Source organism: Halorubrum shenae (assembly GCF_051194165.1).
In the GTDB taxonomy this organism is placed as follows: domain Archaea; phylum Halobacteriota; class Halobacteria; order Halobacteriales; family Haloferacaceae; genus Halorubrum.
The window spans coordinates 1-14,457 of record NZ_JBLZNI010000020.1; the positions used below are offsets into that span (position 1 = coordinate 1).

Sequence of the window (14,457 nt, forward strand, 5' to 3'; positions counted from 1 at the left end):
CGTAATGATGGCGTCGGTCAGCGTGTGGTAGTAGTGTGTCTCACGATCAGAGAGCTTCCGACGTGCCCACATCGACTGCTCTGACGGGCCGTTCTCTCCCTCAGTGTCGTACTCAGCTCTGGTGAAGTAGTGTTTGTCTTCTTTGAGCGAGTTGCCGGGGTACAACACGTATTCGTCGGGGAAGGCGATCGTGGCGATATTTGTAATTCCGAGGTCGATCCCTGCAACACCGTCGCCTGCTGGGTCGGCAGATTCGAGCTCGACCTTACAGACGAAGTGGAGTTCCCATTTCTCACCAGTCCAGACGGCACGAACGTTCTGTACGCTGTTGACTTCCGAGAGGTCAACGTCTGGTCGAGTCTGGTACTCGCAAAGCAGGAAGTCTGAGAAGTGTTCTTTCAGATTCGAGCCTTTCGAGAGTCGGACGCGGTTGTTCTTGGGGTCGTGTTTGAACCCGTCTTCTTTGAACGTCACCGTACTGCGCGGTCGGGTGTCGCCGTGTTTGCGGTAGCCGGGTGGATTCGCCTCAGTGAACTTGTGTCGCAGATCGAACCATGACTGGAAAGCGTCAGAAAGTTCTTCGATGACTTTCTGACTGGATTGTGCGTTCAAGTCTTTCCAGCACGGCTGGTTCTTCAAATACGATTTCAGCACGCTCCCGTTCGGGATCTCGCCGGTTGCGTCCCAGATACGATCGGCTGTCCATCGTGCGACGTTCCAGATTTTCGAGGCAGAGTCTCCGAGCGAATCAAGGCCATCGCAAACCTGTTGGTGGTTCTGGATGGAACCAACGTAGGTGCGTGTGGCCTTAATCGCCATACATAGCCTATGTAGACAAACTAACTTAATGGTGTGGATGTGCGTGGAATATCCAATCTGCCGTCCGTGAGGGATTGAGTCAGCGTTGTCGGATTCACTCCCGGCGTAAACGCCGGGATTCTCTCCTCGTAGAACGATAGGCGATCCATTACTTCCACCCGACAGGTCGGATACCGGACAATGACTCGGTCAGAATCAGCGGACCCAGCGGAACGGGCGGCAGAGTCGCGCCCGCGCTCGGCGATACAGCTGCACACGCTTCGGGACATCGACGAACCCCTGCCGGAAACGATCCGACGGGTGGCTAACGCCGGCTACGAGGGAGTCGAGTTCGCCGGCCGATTCCTCGATGCGGACCCCCACGCGGTCCGAGAGGCCCTCGATGAGACGGGCGTCGAACCCGTGGCCGCGCACGTCGACCTGCGCGCGCTGGAGGGAGACCTGGAGTCGATCGCCGACCGCTGTCGCCGCGTCGGCTGTGACCACGTCGTCATCCCGCACCTCGGCGCCGGCTACTTCCGGACGACGACGCACGTCGACGGGCTCGCGAGGCGGCTCGACGGCCTCGCGGACCAGGTGGATAGCCACGGACTCCGACTCTCGTATCACACCTCGAAAGACCCGTTTCTGCCGCTTCTCGACCGGTTCGGGCTCGGGATCCCCGCGAACCTCCCGTCTCCGGGGTTCGTCTGGGAGTTGGTGGCCGAAGCCGTCGACATGACCGTCAACGGGGGGGACCGAACCGTGGAGGCGACCGGACTCGGTCAGCTCGCGTTTCGCACCGACACGCTTAGCTTCGAGGTCGACGTCGGATGGGTCTCCGCGGGCGGGTACGACCCGGTCGACGTGTTCGAACTGCTCGGAGACCGACTGTCGCTGATCCACATCGCCGATGTCGCGCGAACGCGCCGCTTCCCGCCGGCGTTCCAGTCGGTCCCGCCCGGCGAGGGAATTCTCGACCTCGACCGGGTCCTCCGGGCCTCACGGGAGGCCGACGTCGACTGGCTCGTGTTCGAGGACGACGACCCGTCGGACCCCGAGGCGGCGGTCTACCGAGGTCGGGCGACGCTCGATCGGATCGCGTGAGGGTACGTTAGCGACCCGACAGACCCGTCGAGAACGAGACGGACCCGAGGGCTTCAGGCCCGGATTCGCTTGACTGCTCGCCGAAACGGACCCGTGATTAGCGAGAGGCCGGGGCGACCGTCGGCAAGCCACAGCGTGACGCCGAACACGACCGAACCGAGCTGCAGCGCGATGACGGGGGTGAGCTCCAGGGTGAGCAGTCGCGCGATATACTCGGTCAACAGCCCGTAAACGCCCTCAACGAAGGAGACGCGGTGGGGCGACGGGAGGGGATCGGCGATCGGCCACAGAACCGGAGTGAGCTCGAGTCGCCCGCGCGACAGCGACGCGGGAAGCACGTCGCCGACGAGGTGGAGCACGTATCCGATCAGGAAGGCGCCGCCGACCGCTCCGGCGCGTCGGCGCTTCGCGAGCGCGTACACGACGAACGCCGCCGGAACGCCGAGAAACAGCGAGTGGGCCGCCGCGTACCCGGTCCCGAACACGTTGAACTCCCACGCGAGCGGCTTGTCGATCAGGTCCGGGAGGACGGCGCCGAACGCGAGCGCGACCGCGGGGGCGTCCCGGGGTCGCGACCGATACCTGCCGTGAACGTACGTCGAGTAACAGATGTATGCGAACAGCGCGTGCTCCCAGGGCCACATGTGGTGAGGGACAAGACGGTCAGTGGTAGTAATAGATAGGGTATCGGAGAGCCGTCCTCTCCCGTCGCGGTTGCAGTCGATATCGCAGTCGGACCCGGATCGCCGCGCAGCCCGGTTATCGTTCGAGTGTCTCTCCGTCGAGCACGACATCGGCGTCGCCGTCGACGGTGACGTCGTAGATCTTGCCGCGGAATCGGTAGCCGTGGTCGTCGCTCGTGACCGCGCCCTCCGCGGTCGATCCGGAGACATGACCGGTGGCTTGACCCGCCGCCTCGTCAGCGATGAGTTCACCGTCAGCGGTCACCTCGTACGTGGACGGAGCTCCGGACCCGCGGATCCGGATCAGCCGTTCGCGGTCGTCAGCGTCGTCCGCCGACGCCGCGGCGACGCCGTTCGGCCGACCGCCGAGCGCCGCGATCGTCGCGACCGCCGCCCCGCCGAGCCGAACGTATCTCCGACGCGTGACGCCGGTGGATCCGGACCCGTCTCGATCGATGTCTGGGGGATGCTCCCCCGTCGACTGCAGTCTGTGTGCCAGCTTGTGTGCCATTGCGGCCGTTAATATCCGATTAACGGCTATAAGTATTTGGTTTCTTATATATCCGGCGAGGGATGACTGTCCCGATGAACGACTGGTTTCAACCCCGAACAGAGAGCTCGGAGAACCAGCAGATTGCGCCTGGTTACGCGCTATCGGGCCAGTCGTCCATCCCGCCGAGCTGTCCGGCATCGTACATTTCTTCGAGCGGATTCCCCTCCACGTCAAGCGGGAGGTGGACACGTCCCCGCCGCCGCGCGGACTCCCAGCTCGCGAACACCAGTTCGGTCCCACGGAGGACGCGCCGGCCGGAAAAGACCGGCTCCGTCTCGGTCGACAGCGCGTCGACGAGGTGTTCGATCGCCTTCTCGTAGTGGGTCGGCGGGTCCGTGGGCCACGTCACGCCCGGCAGGAACCCGGTGGCCTTACTGAGGGCCGCGCGGGCGATTCCGGGCGTCGGCCCGTACACGCTCTCGTCGGTGTCGACGGTCCGCCACTTCCCGTCGGTTCGGACCCGGAGCGCCGTCCCGTCGTCCGCTTGTATCTCGATCGTCCCGTCCTCGCCGACGAGCCGGAGGTACGCGTCGACGGTGGTCACCCCGTCCTCCGCCGTCGACGCGACTCCCATGGTGCCGTCCGCGTACTGCCACTGCGCGATCGACCGCGTTTCGTTGAGGGAGCCGAACCATCGGTTCTCGTGCGAGCAGTCGATCGCCGCGAGCGCCCACTCCGCGCGCGCGCCGTCCACGAAGAGGTCACAGAGGTCGAAGAGGTGGGAGCCGGCGTCGAAGAGGTTCACCTCGGACCACTCTACGCGTTCGAGCTCGCCGATCTCCCCGTCGTCGAGGAGTTCCTTCGCCCGCAGCACCGGTTCGGCGACCCGGCGCTGGTGGTCGATCGTCAGCTGAACGTCCTCGCGGTCGCAGACCTCCACCATACGTTTGCAGTCGTCCCACGCCGTCGCCATGGGCTTCTCGCAGTGAACCGCGTCGACCGACCGCGCGGACGCGCTGTCGACGACGAGGCCGGCGTGGATCGCCGGGGGTACACAGATACTCACGATGTCTGGCTCGGCCTCCTCGAGCATTGTCTCGTGGTCCTCGTAGACGGCGTCGTCGTCGAGCCCGTGGTGTTCCGCGAACGCTTCGGCGTTTTCCGGAACGATGTCCGCGCAGGCGACGAGCGAACACGAGTCGAGGCGCTGATACCCGGACGCGTGGCGGTACGCCATCGCGTAGCCGTCTCGATCACGCGTCTCGGGGTCCTCTCCAGTACCGATTATCGCGACACGGTATGTCATTATAGCCTTCACAGAGGGCAAAAGGAAGAGTATACGTCTGCTAACGGGATCGGCGGTCGCCGGATCGGTCGGACTGTCGGACGACCCAGACGAAGCACAGAGCGTGTCGCCCGGAGCGCAGAGCGTGCCGGTCGGACCGCAGAGCGTGCCGGTCTGGAACGGAGTTATCAGGTCAGTCGAGCCGTCGATCGGCGATGAAACGGTTATGAACTGGTTTATTGCGTATCTGTATTGTTAGAATACGTTAACTTCATTATATCTAAGACAGTACGTCGCGTGAGCAGAAATATGAGCGCGGGAAATTCGGGGTCACTTAGCGGGGAACAGCTCGGGTCCGATCCCGAAACATCGACCGACGACGTATCGAATCTGGATGAGATCGGGAAAACGTCTCGGTCGAACGGGTCGTCCCTCGATAAGGGGGAGATCTTCGATCTTCTGAAGAACAGCCGCCGGCGTAGCATCATTCAGTACCTCCGCGCGCACGACGGCTACGCGGAGCTCAACGAAGTCGCCGAACACATCGCAGCGGACGAGAACGATATCACGGTCCGGGAGCTCTCGTCCGATCAGCGGAAGCGAGTGTACATCGGCCTCTACCAGTGTCACCTCCCGAAGATGGACACGCTGGGAGTCGTCGAGTACGACAAGAACCGCGGGACGATCGAACTGCAGGACTCGGTGTCCCAGCTGTTAAAGTACATGGACCCTGTCGACGGGGACGGAAACGAGGAAGCGGCCCCCGACCGGGAGTGGCTCGCGCCCGCGATCGCCGCCGCCGTCGTCGCTGTCGTCGGACTCGGGACGCTCGGGATCGGCGCGCTCTCGGCCGTGCCGGCGGCCGGTTGGACGCTGCTGTGCGTCGTCGGAATCATCGCGATCGTCGGCGTTCAGTACTTGGACTGACCGCGGTCTCAGTCACTTACCAGTCGCTCGAGAAACGTGTACTCCCCGCGTTTAACGAACGTCTCGTAGTACTGGAACGCCGCAAGCAACATGACGGACCCGGCAAATAGCAGGCTCGGAAGCGCCGAGAACATCGTGAGGAGCTGGGCGACGCCGATCGCCACGCCAACCAGCGCGAGCGCGCCGTAGTAGACCGGCCACTGGCGGTCCGGCTCGGTGTCTTCGTTTAGAACGCGAGCGACGTCGTCGACTCGGTCGGTGAGCGTGACGGTCTTGTCGTCGCCGTCGTACTGCACCAGCCCGACCTGTTCCAGCTTCGGAATGTGAGTCTGGTACAGCGAGATGTAGAACCGCTTGACGACATCGCTGTCGACCGTCTCGTCTGTCTCGTCCGTCTCTTCCGTCGCCGTGTCGCGGGCCAGGGAACGGAGGTCCGCACGCCCGCCGCGCCGATGCAGGTGATACAGGATCTGTCGGCGCCGTGAGCTGCTCAATACCTCGAACACTTCGTCTTTGGTGAGTTCCTCCGTCGAGTTCATAGGGTAGTCTCGTGACCGGACAGCAACTTTCGCCCCCTTCTCTCGACGGGGACGGGCGGATAGCAGACACATGACGCCTCACTCAGTTTGTTATCACGTCCATATCGGGAGCGAAGAAATCGCTAGTCACTGCACAACTGGTTGATTTTCTCGACACTCTCGTTCACACGTCTATAACGAAAGGCTTGTAGAGTCACAGTTACGGCATGACAGACCCGCTTTTCGAACTGACTAGCTTTCAGCGAGACCTTCTCTACGTGGTCGTCGGGGAAACAGACCCCTCGGGACAAGAGATTAAGACCGAGCTCGAGACGGTGATGGACGAGATCACCCACGGACGGCTGTATCCGAACCTCGACACGCTGGTGAAGAAGGGATACGTCGAAAAGGGGGAGATCGACCGTCGGACCAACTTCTATCAGGTAACCGAGGAGGGGTTCGAGGCGCTCCAGGCACGGCGAAAATGGGAGGACCGCTACGTGGAGTTATGAACGCACCATCAACCGTGCGACCGGGTGATGGGGCGTATAACGAACCGCGCTGCCGACGGCTGTACAGTCAGCCGCTTCGCGTTGCGTTCGGGCCTCGCACGCGAGGACACTCTCACACCATCATGATCATAGCCAACGCCAGAGACGCCGAGAAACGCCGACGGCAGTTCCGGACCCGGCGGGCCGGGGCGACCACGGCACGACACGGGGGGAGGATCTGACGATGTACGACGGACAGAGCGTCGGGGTCGTCGTTCCGGCGTACAACGAGAGCGGCCGCATCGGCGAGGTGATCGAGACGATGCCCGGATACGTCGACCGGATCTACGCGGTCGACGACGCGTCGACCGACGAGACGTGGGCGGAGATGCGCGACTGCGCCCGCCGGATCAACAGTCGGGCCGCCCAGTCGTCGCCCGAGCGCGGTGCCGGCCCATCGCGCGTCGTCACGATCCAACACGAACGGAACCGCGGCGCCGGAGCGGCGGTCAAGACTGGGTACTCGCGCGCACTCGACGACGGGGTCGATGTCATCGCCGTGATGGACGGCGACGGACAGATGGATCCCGCTCACCTCGAACGGATCGTCGACCCCGTCGCCGCGGGCGAAGTGACGTACGCGAAGGGGAACCGACTCAGCTCCCGGCGGGATTACGAGCGGATGTCGCGCTGGCGGCTGTTCGGGAATATCCTGTTGACTTTCCTCACACGCATCTCCAGCGGGTACTGGGAGGTCACCGATCCGCAGAACGGCTTCACGGCGATCTCGAACGACGGGCTCCGGCAGGTTCGGTTCGAGCGTCTCTGCGACGACTACGGCTTCCTTAACCATCTCCTGTTCGCGCTCAACCTCGACCGGAGAGAGATCGCCGACATCTCCCATCCCTCGGTGTACGGCGACGAAACGAGCACCATCCGGTACGCGACGTTCGTGCCCCGGCTCTCGACGCTTCTAGCGAAGAACTTCGTCGAACGCATCGGGCGATCGTACGTCCTCCGGCGGTTCCACCCGCTGGTCGTCTGCTACGCGCTGGGTGCGATGGTCACGCTCACCGGAATCTTCGGCGGGGTCTACACACTCGCGTCGCCGGGCGTCGACGCGTTCCTCGGCGGCATGCTGTCTGTCTCCGTGGGGGCTCTCGGCGGGCTGCTGTTGACCCTCGGAATGTGGTTCGACGTGTCGGAGAACGACGGTCTCGTCCGGTTTATCCCCGAGCCACTGAAGCCGGGGCCGGAGGTGGACGCCGACCGAGAGGTCACGAGGAGCCAACGGTTCCCCGTCTTCCAGGACGGCGGTGAAGTGACCCAGCCGAGGGAGGGTGAGGCCGAATGACCGAGATCGTCTTCGTCCTCGGGACGCGACCCGAGATCATCAAGCTCGCTCCCGTCATACAGGCGTGCGAGCGGCGGGGAATCGAGTACGTGATCGTCCACACCGGACAGCACTACTCGGACAACCTCGACTCGGTGTTCTTCGACCAGCTCGACCTGCCGGACCCGGATTACGACTTGGCCGTCGGATCCAAGTCCCACGGGAAACAGACCGCGGAGATGCTCGTCGGGGTCGAGCGCGCGATCGAGGAGACCACGCCGGAAATCGTGTTGGTTCAGGGAGACACCAACAGCGTGCTCGCCGGCGCGCTCGCCGCCAGCAAGATGGACACCGAACTCGGTCACGTCGAGGCGGGGCTCCGGAGCTTCGACCGGAGGATGCCCGAGGAGACCAACCGGGTACTTGCCGACCACGTCGCGGACTACCACTTCGCGCCGACCGAGCGGAGCGAGGACTACCTCCTCCGCGAGGGAATCTCGGCGTTCCGGATCACCGTCACGGGGAACACCGTGGTCGACGCCATAGACCGGAACCTCAGTATCGCCCGCGAGAAGAGCACGGTCCTCGCGGACCTGGGTCTCGACGGCTCGCGATACTTCCTGTTGACGGCCCACAGAGCGGAGAACGTCGACGACGAGGAGCGATTTATAAACCTCCTCGAGGGCGCCCAGCGGGCCGGGGACGCTCACGACGCCGACGTGATCTATCCGATGCACCCCCGCTCTCGGAGCCGCGTCGAGGAGTTCGGTATCGACCTTCCGCCGCGCGTCCGGGCGGTAGAGCCGCTGGAGTATCTCGACTTCCTGCAGGCGACGGCGTCCGCCGAGCTCGTCTTGACCGACTCCGGCGGGGTCCAAGAGGAGGCCTGCGTCCTCGGTGTCCCCTGCGTGACGATGCGGGACAACACCGAACGCCCCGAGACGGTCGACGCCGGGGCGAACCGACTCAGCTCCTGTAACCCGGCGCGGATCGAACAGAGCGTCGCGGAGATGCTCGGCGCGAGCGACTGGAAGAACCCGTTCGGCGACGGCGACGCCGCCGAGCGCATCCTGGAGGCGCTTCCGCTAAAGACTCGCCCCACGGAGGTGTCGCAGTGAGTACCGTCTGCGTCCACGGACTGGGATACATCGGGCTGCCGACCGCCGCGATGCTCGCCAACTCCGGCCACGATGTGCGCGGCTACGACGTCGATAGCGACCTCATTGCGTCCCTTCGCGAGGGCGACGTGAGCCTGAGCGAACCGGGACTCGCGGAGTTCGTCGGGAAAGCGCTCGACGACGGCCGGCTGACGGTCGTCGACGAGGTGGTGCCCGCGGAGTACCACCTCGTCTGCGTCCCGACGCCGTTCGACGAGGACGTACGGCGGGCCGACCTGGAGTACGTCCGGGCCGCGTCGAGGGGCGTCCGCCCCGTCCTCCGCGAGGGGGACACGGTCATCCTCGAATCGACGGTCCCGCCCGGGGCGACCCACTCGGAGATGCGGCCGATCTTAGAGGAGTCGGGACTGAGCGCGGACGGGGAGTTCGGACTGGCACACTGCCCGGAGACAGTCCTGCCCGGCAACATCATCGCGGAACTCCGAGCGAACGACCGCATCGTCGGCGGGGTGACCGCCGAAGCAACGGCCGCGTCGGTGGCGCTGTACGAGTCGTTCGTCGACGGGACGATCCGCTCGACTGCCGGGCCGACGACCGCCGAGTTCGTCAAGCTCATTCAGAACACGGCCCGAGACGTGAACATCGGGCTGGCGAACGAGATCGCCCGGCTCGCCCACGATTACGGAATCGACTCTCGCGAGGCGATCGAGATGGCGAACGCCCACCCGCGAGTGGACATCCTCCGGCCCGGCCCGGGCGTCGGCGGGCACTGCCTCCCGATCGATCCGTGGTTCCTGGGTGAGGACTCCGACAACCTCGACCTGATCGCGGCCGCGCGGCGGGTGAACGACGGGATGGTCGGGTTCGTCGTCGAGCTCCTCCGCGAGCTCGTGCCCGAACTGCGGGGGACGCGGATCGCCGTCCTCGGCGCGGCTTATAAGGGGAACGTCGACGACACCCGGATGAGTCCGGGGCTCGCGCTCGCGCGGGAGCTACAGCACGGTTCGGAGACGATAGCGCCCGCCACCGACGGCGGCGTGTCCGACGCGACGAGCGTCGCCGTCCACGACCCGCACGTCGAAGACGCGACGCTGGATCTCAAGGACCTCGACGACGCGACGCGGGACGCCCACGCCGTCGTCGTCGTCACCGACCACGACGAGTTCGCTGACCTCGACCCCGCCGAACTGGCCGAGCGGATGGCGGAGCCGAACGTCGTCGACGCGACGGGGATCCTCGATCTGGGGCAGTGGCGGGACGCCGGCTTCTCCGTCCGGCGCGTCTGAGCGGGCTCCGGCGTTCGATTTTCCCGGAGGTGAACTACGTCTCGGATTCGGCGGTGAAGGTGTCCAGTCGCCACGTGAAGATGGCCCGCAGCACCACGACGAGGCTGTTGCGCTCGCCGGTCCCCCAGACGCCCGTCTCGTGGATGCCTCTCGTCCCGTCTCGGTCGGCGATGACGCTCACGAGGGCGGTTCGCTTGTCGGTGATGAGCAGGCTTCCCGCTCCCTCATCGCTCCACGCCCACAGCGTCTCGAATAGCTCGGCCGAGGGGATCCGCTCTTGAATCTCGGCCTGAACGGACTCGGAAACGCCCGCGAGATAGATGTCGACGCCGCGCTCTTCGGCCGCCGCGAGGTGGTCGAGGTGGTCGTCGGTGAGGAGTTCGTCGACGGTCATGTAGATGAGTTCGTCCTCAGCGTCGTCGACGAACTCGAGGATTCGACTGGCGACGGCCTCGTGACCCGTGACCGTCCACACCGCGAACTCGTCAGGCCGCGGATCGGCGGGCTCGAGCTGCTCGAACAGTTCGCTCAACTCCGTGATGGTGTTCTCGTGTTGGAGATCGAGTTTCCGGAGGGCGCTCTCCCGTGACACCGCCGTGAACTTCTTGGGCGACGCGTGTTGGACATCGACCAGTCCCGCCTCGCTGAGGGCGTCGACCGCGTCGTAGACCCGGGTGCGGGGGACGTCGCCGATCTCTGCGACGTCCTTTGCCGTGCCGGTCTTGAGTCGAAGGAGAGAGACGAACGTGTAGGCTTCGTACTCCGTGAAGCCGAACTTCTTGAGCAGATCGGCGCACTCGTACTCTAGTTGTTCGGTTGACTTTTCCGCCATACATCCATATACGTGACACCACCGGAAAAAGGGGACCGGTAGTCCACGTTCGCTGTTTCCCGGGAATTCGTGCCGGGACGGGCCTCCCACACCTGACGATTCACACCCCGTACTGAACGCAGTTCCTCCGATCCCCGAGGGTGAAGGGCCACTCTCCGGCAGACGGCTCCCGCCGACTTCCAACAAAGCTATGTTTATCAGTATTCAATCGCGGACACGGTGGAACGGTACATGAGCCAAACCCAAAGTCCCTCCAATTGGATCGAAGGGGCGCCGCTATGAGCGACGAGTACCTCGTCAGCAGGCGATACGACTGGAACGACGTGTCTCCCGTAATCGGCGTGGTCGAGGCGTTGAGCGACGCCGACGACACCGAGCCGGACGCGGTTCCGACCCTCGCCGAAACAATCGACCCGGAATCGCTCAACGGTCTCTGTGTGAACGAATCGACCCAGAGTCCGGTCATGGTCTCGTTCGTACACGCCGGGTACGCCGTGACCGTTCGCAGCGACGGGTTCGTCGGCGTCGACACCGCGTGACTACGCCTTCCGATGGCGCGGTCAAGTCGGTCCAGAAGGGAGCGCCCGTCGACCCGTGAATTGGACGGTTAATGTGGGGGGATCCATCACGAGGCGACGGACACGTCTGAACACCCCCGCCACCGTCTTCGTTATCAACCGGATACCACGCCCGCGAGGGCCGGCTACCGCGATGAGCCGACTACGCCCCGACTAACGATATCCGTCGCATGCCTTCGTGAACCGTGCGACGCGACCCGGCACACGCCATCGAGACCGTTCGGTCGATCGCCGCGGTCGGTCGGTCGATCGTCGTGCTCGGTCGCGAAAGCGAACTGTCGTTTCTGGCGGGGAGCATCGCCTTCTTCGCGTTCTTCTCGGTCGTTCCGGCCCTCGTCTTAGCGGTCGCGATCGGCTCTGCGGTCGGCGGCGAGCGGTTCGCCGCGAGCGTGCTCGCGCTGTTCGAGTCCTACCTCTCGGCGGAGGGAACGGCGGTCGTCAGCGCGGCGCTCACCGACCAGTCAGGTATCGCGGGCGCAACGGCGATCGGGACCCTCGCGCTCGCCTGGAGCGCGCTCAAGGTGTTCCGGGCGATCGACCTGGCGTTCGACCGGATATACGGCTCGGAGACGACGACGCCGCTGGGGAGACAGCTCCTCAACGCGATAGCGGTAATGACGACCATCGGAATCGGAATCGTCCTTCTCGTGGGCGCGCAGTTGGTCCTCGGACTCCCGGTCGTCGAGCGGTTCGTCCCGTCCAGAGCGGTCGGCGTCGCGGTGCTTTTCGGCGGGCTCTTGGTCGCGTTACTGCCGGTGTACTACGTCTTACCGCCCCGACGCGTGTCGTTTCGAGAGATTCTCCCCGGAACCGTCACCGCCGTTATCGGACTGGTCGTCTTAGAGACCGCGTTTCACCTGTACTCGACGGTCGCCGGCCAATACCGGGCGTACGGCTTCCTCGGGATCGTGTTGCTGTTCCTGCTGTGGCTTTACTTCGGCGCGCTCGCGCTCCTGTTCGGGGCCGTCGTCAACGCCGTCATCGAGTGAGTCGCCCGTCGAAAAAACGCCGCGAGACGCCCGCCGCCGTCAGCGACAGGACGCGATCGGGAAGTAGTACCCGGACTCGGCCGTGATCCACTCCGTCAGTTTGCTGTCGTCGTCGGGGTCCTCCGGATGGAGCGTACACTCGTCGGGGTCGTCGTCGTACCGAACGATCGTCGCCCGGATCGGCGGTTCTTGGTGGTCGGGCTCCCCAGTCGGGATCATCTGTGTCCGTGAGTGCGACTCGGGTGGTCATCGTAATGCAACTCGTAACGCGGGGGTAGCTCAGCCATCGACCGGTTCCTCGGCGTCTTCGACCGCGTCGGCCGTGTCGCTCGGGTCAGCCGCGTCGGTCGTGGCCCCCTTGTCGAGCCAATCCTCGGCGCGGTCGCGGTCCTTGGGGTAGCCCACGTCGATCCGCCAGCCGTCCAGCTGGACGGCGTCGATGGTGCGCCCGGACTGGATGAGAAGATCGATCGCGTCGGGAAGCTCGTACTCGCCGCGGTCGGAGGGCTGGACGAGGTGACACGCGTGGAAGATGGACGGCGTGAACGTGTAGAAGCCGGTCATCACGAGGTTGCTCGGCGGGTCGTCGGGCTTCTCGACGACCTCGGTGACCTCGCCGTACTCGTTGGTGTCGAGGACGCCGTAGCGGGACGCTTCCTCGTAGGGGACCTCTTCGACGAGGAACGCGGCGTCGGCGCGGTCCTCTCGCTGGCGGTTGGTGACATCGCCGAGGTTGCCCCGAAACACGTTGTCGCCGAGCATCAGCATGAAGTCGCCGTCGATGTGCGGCTCCGCCTGGAGAATCGCGTGGGCCAAGCCGAGCTGCTCGCGCTGGTGCGCGTAGGTGATCGGGACGCCGTCGTACTCATCGCCGTAGCGGTCGATGATCTGCTCGGCTTTGTAGCCGACGACGACGACGAGTTCGGTCGCGCCGGCCCCGATCAGGTTGTTGAAGACGTCTTCGATAAGGGGCGTTCCGTTGACCTCGACGAGCACTTTCGGCTTGTCATCCGTGAGCGGTCGGAGGCGCGTGCCCTTCCCCGCCGCGAGTACAACTGCTTGCATGGGTCGTTGATTGGATCGCCGAGTCAAGGGTATACGCCGCCTAACGCGTGTCGAGCCGATCGCGGGGCCACGTTCGGGTGGTCGCGTTTACAAACTCACGCGTCTGCGTCCGGGGTCGAGAGGAGCCCCGTGGACATCAGCCGGCGGGTGATGGCGACGACCCCGTTGTCGAACCCGCGCCCGAACACCGCCTGCTCGTGGTCCTGACCGTCTCCCGAGCCCTCGTGGAACGAGCTCACGAGAATCGTGTTGCGGTCGACGAGGAGGAGCCGCCCGATTACCGTCTCGTCGTCGAATTCGGCCGAGGCGCTCAGCCACTCCAGTCCCGAGACGAACACCTTCGTGTCGGGGAGATCGCTTTCGATGCGCTCCTGTATCGACTCGTTTGTGGTCCCGATCACGACGTTGACTCCCCGACTCCCGGCGGCCTGAAGTCGGTCCCGCAGATCGGACGTGTACGTCGACTCGTCGCCGATCACGAGGACGACCTCGCGGTCCGACTCGTCGATCAGCTGCGATGTCCGACTCGCTATCGCCGGCTCTCCGGACAGCGCCCACACCTCGTGGGTGACCTCCGTCTCGTCGGTCGGCACCGCGGGCTCGACCTCTCGGAGCGTCGTCCGGAGCGAATCGACTCGGTCCTCGTACTCGCGCCGAAGCGTCTCGGCCGCCTCGTCGATGGAGACGGCGCGGAACCGCTGCGGGTTCGCGTGCTGGATCTCGACTAACCCCTTCGTTTCAAGGACTCGGACCGCGTCGTAGACCCGCGTACGGGGAACCTCGGAGATCTCGCTGATCTCCTTTGCGGTCCCCTCCGGGAGTCGAGTGAGCGCGACGAACGCCTTGGCCTCGTACTCTTTGAGCCCGAGCTCCTGAAGCAACTCGATCGCTTGTTCGTGATTCGATAGATCATTCATGGGTCCCAACCATTTTGCTACTGACAGTTCCGTAGCT

General features: G+C 64.6%; 17 protein-coding genes. 8 read left to right on the forward strand and 9 right to left on the reverse strand.

Annotation, left to right across the window (positions count from 1 at the left end; all coding sequences use genetic code 11):
• A partial coding sequence (locus tag ACNS88_RS15600; protein ID WP_435099551.1) for a transposase occupies positions 1 to 819 on the reverse strand: 819 nt, incomplete at its 3' end.
• Between the two features lie 180 nt (positions 820 to 999).
• Between ACNS88_RS15600 and ACNS88_RS15605 the strand changes: the two genes are divergently transcribed.
• Positions 1,000 to 1,905: a sugar phosphate isomerase/epimerase family protein gene (locus tag ACNS88_RS15605; protein ID WP_435099554.1), complete on the forward strand. Its 906-nt coding sequence runs from the start codon at positions 1,000 to 1,002 to the stop codon at positions 1,903 to 1,905.
• Between the two features lie 53 nt (positions 1,906 to 1,958).
• Here ACNS88_RS15605 and ACNS88_RS15610 read toward each other — a convergent pair whose 3' ends face one another.
• The 3 genes from ACNS88_RS15610 to ACNS88_RS15620 all read right to left on the reverse strand — a co-directional run bounded on the left by ACNS88_RS15610 (position 1,959) and on the right by ACNS88_RS15620 (position 4,387).
• Complete coding sequence (locus tag ACNS88_RS15610) at positions 1,959 to 2,549, reverse strand: metal-dependent hydrolase (RefSeq protein WP_435099557.1); 591 nt, start codon at positions 2,547 to 2,549, stop codon at positions 1,959 to 1,961.
• 115 nt (positions 2,550 to 2,664) lie between these two features.
• A complete protein-coding gene (locus tag ACNS88_RS15615) occupies positions 2,665 to 3,099 on the reverse strand; it encodes a hypothetical protein (RefSeq protein ID WP_435099560.1) in 435 nt (144 codons plus the stop codon).
• A gap of 133 nt (positions 3,100 to 3,232) precedes the next feature.
• On the reverse strand, positions 3,233 to 4,387 hold the full coding sequence (locus ACNS88_RS15620; RefSeq protein ID WP_435099563.1) for a Gfo/Idh/MocA family protein: 1,155 nt from the start codon (positions 4,385 to 4,387) through the stop codon (positions 3,233 to 3,235).
• Positions 4,388 to 4,675: 288 nt separating this feature from the next.
• On the opposite strand from ACNS88_RS15620, the gene ACNS88_RS15625 reads away from it, so the two are divergent.
• Positions 4,676 to 5,293, forward strand: a complete 618-nt coding sequence (locus tag ACNS88_RS15625; RefSeq protein ID WP_435099566.1) for a DUF7344 domain-containing protein — start codon at positions 4,676 to 4,678, stop codon at positions 5,291 to 5,293.
• 8 nt (positions 5,294 to 5,301) lie between these two features.
• Here ACNS88_RS15625 and ACNS88_RS15630 read toward each other — a convergent pair whose 3' ends face one another.
• Entirely contained in the window at positions 5,302 to 5,832 is a 531-nt protein-coding gene (locus ACNS88_RS15630; protein WP_435099569.1) for a DUF7344 domain-containing protein, read from the reverse strand.
• Positions 5,833 to 6,038: 206 nt separating this feature from the next.
• Here ACNS88_RS15630 and ACNS88_RS15635 point away from each other — a divergent pair, with 206 nt between their 5' ends.
• From ACNS88_RS15635 to ACNS88_RS15650, 4 genes are all read left to right on the forward strand, one after another.
• Entirely contained in the window at positions 6,039 to 6,323 is a 285-nt protein-coding gene (locus ACNS88_RS15635) for a PadR family transcriptional regulator (RefSeq protein WP_435099572.1), read from the forward strand.
• A 223-nt stretch (positions 6,324 to 6,546) separates the two neighbouring features.
• Positions 6,547 to 7,656: a glycosyltransferase family 2 protein gene (locus ACNS88_RS15640; RefSeq protein WP_435099575.1), complete on the forward strand. Its 1,110-nt coding sequence runs from the start codon at positions 6,547 to 6,549 to the stop codon at positions 7,654 to 7,656.
• Positions 7,653 to 8,753, forward strand: coding sequence for a non-hydrolyzing UDP-N-acetylglucosamine 2-epimerase (wecB, locus tag ACNS88_RS15645; RefSeq protein WP_435099578.1), 1,101 nt, complete (start codon positions 7,653 to 7,655; stop codon positions 8,751 to 8,753). Before ACNS88_RS15640 ends, wecB begins: the two co-directional genes overlap by 4 nt.
• Positions 8,750 to 10,039, forward strand: a complete 1,290-nt coding sequence (locus ACNS88_RS15650) for a nucleotide sugar dehydrogenase (RefSeq protein ID WP_435099581.1) — start codon at positions 8,750 to 8,752, stop codon at positions 10,037 to 10,039. Before wecB ends, ACNS88_RS15650 begins: the two co-directional genes overlap by 4 nt.
• Positions 10,040 to 10,073: 34 nt before the next feature.
• Here the strand turns inward: ACNS88_RS15650 and ACNS88_RS15655 are convergent, their stop codons facing one another.
• Positions 10,074 to 10,871: a TrmB family transcriptional regulator gene (locus tag ACNS88_RS15655; protein ID WP_435099584.1), complete on the reverse strand. Its 798-nt coding sequence runs from the start codon at positions 10,869 to 10,871 to the stop codon at positions 10,074 to 10,076.
• A 278-nt stretch (positions 10,872 to 11,149) separates the two neighbouring features.
• On the opposite strand from ACNS88_RS15655, the gene ACNS88_RS15660 reads away from it, so the two are divergent.
• Both ACNS88_RS15660 and ACNS88_RS15665 read left to right on the forward strand, forming a co-directional pair.
• Positions 11,150 to 11,410 (forward strand): HalOD1 output domain-containing protein, encoded by a 261-nt coding sequence (locus ACNS88_RS15660; RefSeq protein ID WP_435099585.1) that lies wholly within the window; start codon positions 11,150 to 11,152, stop codon positions 11,408 to 11,410.
• A 224-nt stretch (positions 11,411 to 11,634) separates the two neighbouring features.
• The gene (locus ACNS88_RS15665; protein WP_435099591.1) at positions 11,635 to 12,438 is read left to right on the forward strand and encodes a YihY/virulence factor BrkB family protein; all 804 of its coding nucleotides are present in this window, start codon (positions 11,635 to 11,637) and stop codon (positions 12,436 to 12,438) included.
• Between the two features lie 39 nt (positions 12,439 to 12,477).
• Here ACNS88_RS15665 and ACNS88_RS15670 read toward each other — a convergent pair whose 3' ends face one another.
• The 3 genes from ACNS88_RS15670 to ACNS88_RS15680 form a co-directional block, all read right to left on the reverse strand.
• Complete coding sequence (locus tag ACNS88_RS15670; RefSeq protein WP_435099594.1) at positions 12,478 to 12,657, reverse strand: DUF7511 domain-containing protein; 180 nt, start codon at positions 12,655 to 12,657, stop codon at positions 12,478 to 12,480.
• Positions 12,658 to 12,717: 60 nt separating this feature from the next.
• Positions 12,718 to 13,503 (reverse strand): UTP--glucose-1-phosphate uridylyltransferase AglF, encoded by a 786-nt coding sequence (gene aglF, locus ACNS88_RS15675; protein ID WP_435099597.1) that lies wholly within the window; start codon positions 13,501 to 13,503, stop codon positions 12,718 to 12,720.
• Positions 13,504 to 13,598: 95 nt separating this feature from the next.
• Entirely contained in the window at positions 13,599 to 14,420 is an 822-nt protein-coding gene (locus ACNS88_RS15680) for a TrmB family transcriptional regulator (protein WP_435099600.1), read from the reverse strand.
• Positions 14,421 to 14,457 lie beyond the last annotated feature (37 nt).

What these genes read in the sequence shown, in the direction of transcription:
- ACNS88_RS15680 (WP_435099600.1), bottom strand. Translation starts at nt 14,420, where the DNA reads ATGAATGATCTATCGAATCACGAACAAGCGATCGAGTTGCTTCAGGAG.
- ACNS88_RS15660 (WP_435099585.1), top strand. Translation starts at nt 11,150, where the DNA reads ATGAGCGACGAGTACCTCGTCAGCAGGCGATACGACTGGAACGACGTG.
- ACNS88_RS15615 (WP_435099560.1), bottom strand. Translation starts at nt 3,099, where the DNA reads ATGGCACACAAGCTGGCACACAGACTGCAGTCGACGGGGGAGCATCCC.
- ACNS88_RS15610 (WP_435099557.1), bottom strand. Translation starts at nt 2,549, where the DNA reads ATGTGGCCCTGGGAGCACGCGCTGTTCGCATACATCTGTTACTCGACG.
- ACNS88_RS15630 (WP_435099569.1), bottom strand. Translation starts at nt 5,832, where the DNA reads ATGAACTCGACGGAGGAACTCACCAAAGACGAAGTGTTCGAGGTATTG.
- wecB (WP_435099578.1), top strand. Translation starts at nt 7,653, where the DNA reads ATGACCGAGATCGTCTTCGTCCTCGGGACGCGACCCGAGATCATCAAG.
- ACNS88_RS15635 (WP_435099572.1), top strand. Translation starts at nt 6,039, where the DNA reads ATGACAGACCCGCTTTTCGAACTGACTAGCTTTCAGCGAGACCTTCTC.
- aglF (WP_435099597.1), bottom strand. Translation starts at nt 13,503, where the DNA reads ATGCAAGCAGTTGTACTCGCGGCGGGGAAGGGCACGCGCCTCCGACCG.
- ACNS88_RS15625 (WP_435099566.1), top strand. Translation starts at nt 4,676, where the DNA reads ATGAGCGCGGGAAATTCGGGGTCACTTAGCGGGGAACAGCTCGGGTCC.
- ACNS88_RS15605 (WP_435099554.1), top strand. Translation starts at nt 1,000, where the DNA reads ATGACTCGGTCAGAATCAGCGGACCCAGCGGAACGGGCGGCAGAGTCG.
- ACNS88_RS15620 (WP_435099563.1), bottom strand. Translation starts at nt 4,387, where the DNA reads ATGACATACCGTGTCGCGATAATCGGTACTGGAGAGGACCCCGAGACG.
- ACNS88_RS15640 (WP_435099575.1), top strand. Translation starts at nt 6,547, where the DNA reads ATGTACGACGGACAGAGCGTCGGGGTCGTCGTTCCGGCGTACAACGAG.
- ACNS88_RS15655 (WP_435099584.1), bottom strand. Translation starts at nt 10,871, where the DNA reads ATGGCGGAAAAGTCAACCGAACAACTAGAGTACGAGTGCGCCGATCTG.
- ACNS88_RS15670 (WP_435099594.1), bottom strand. Translation starts at nt 12,657, where the DNA reads ATGATCCCGACTGGGGAGCCCGACCACCAAGAACCGCCGATCCGGGCG.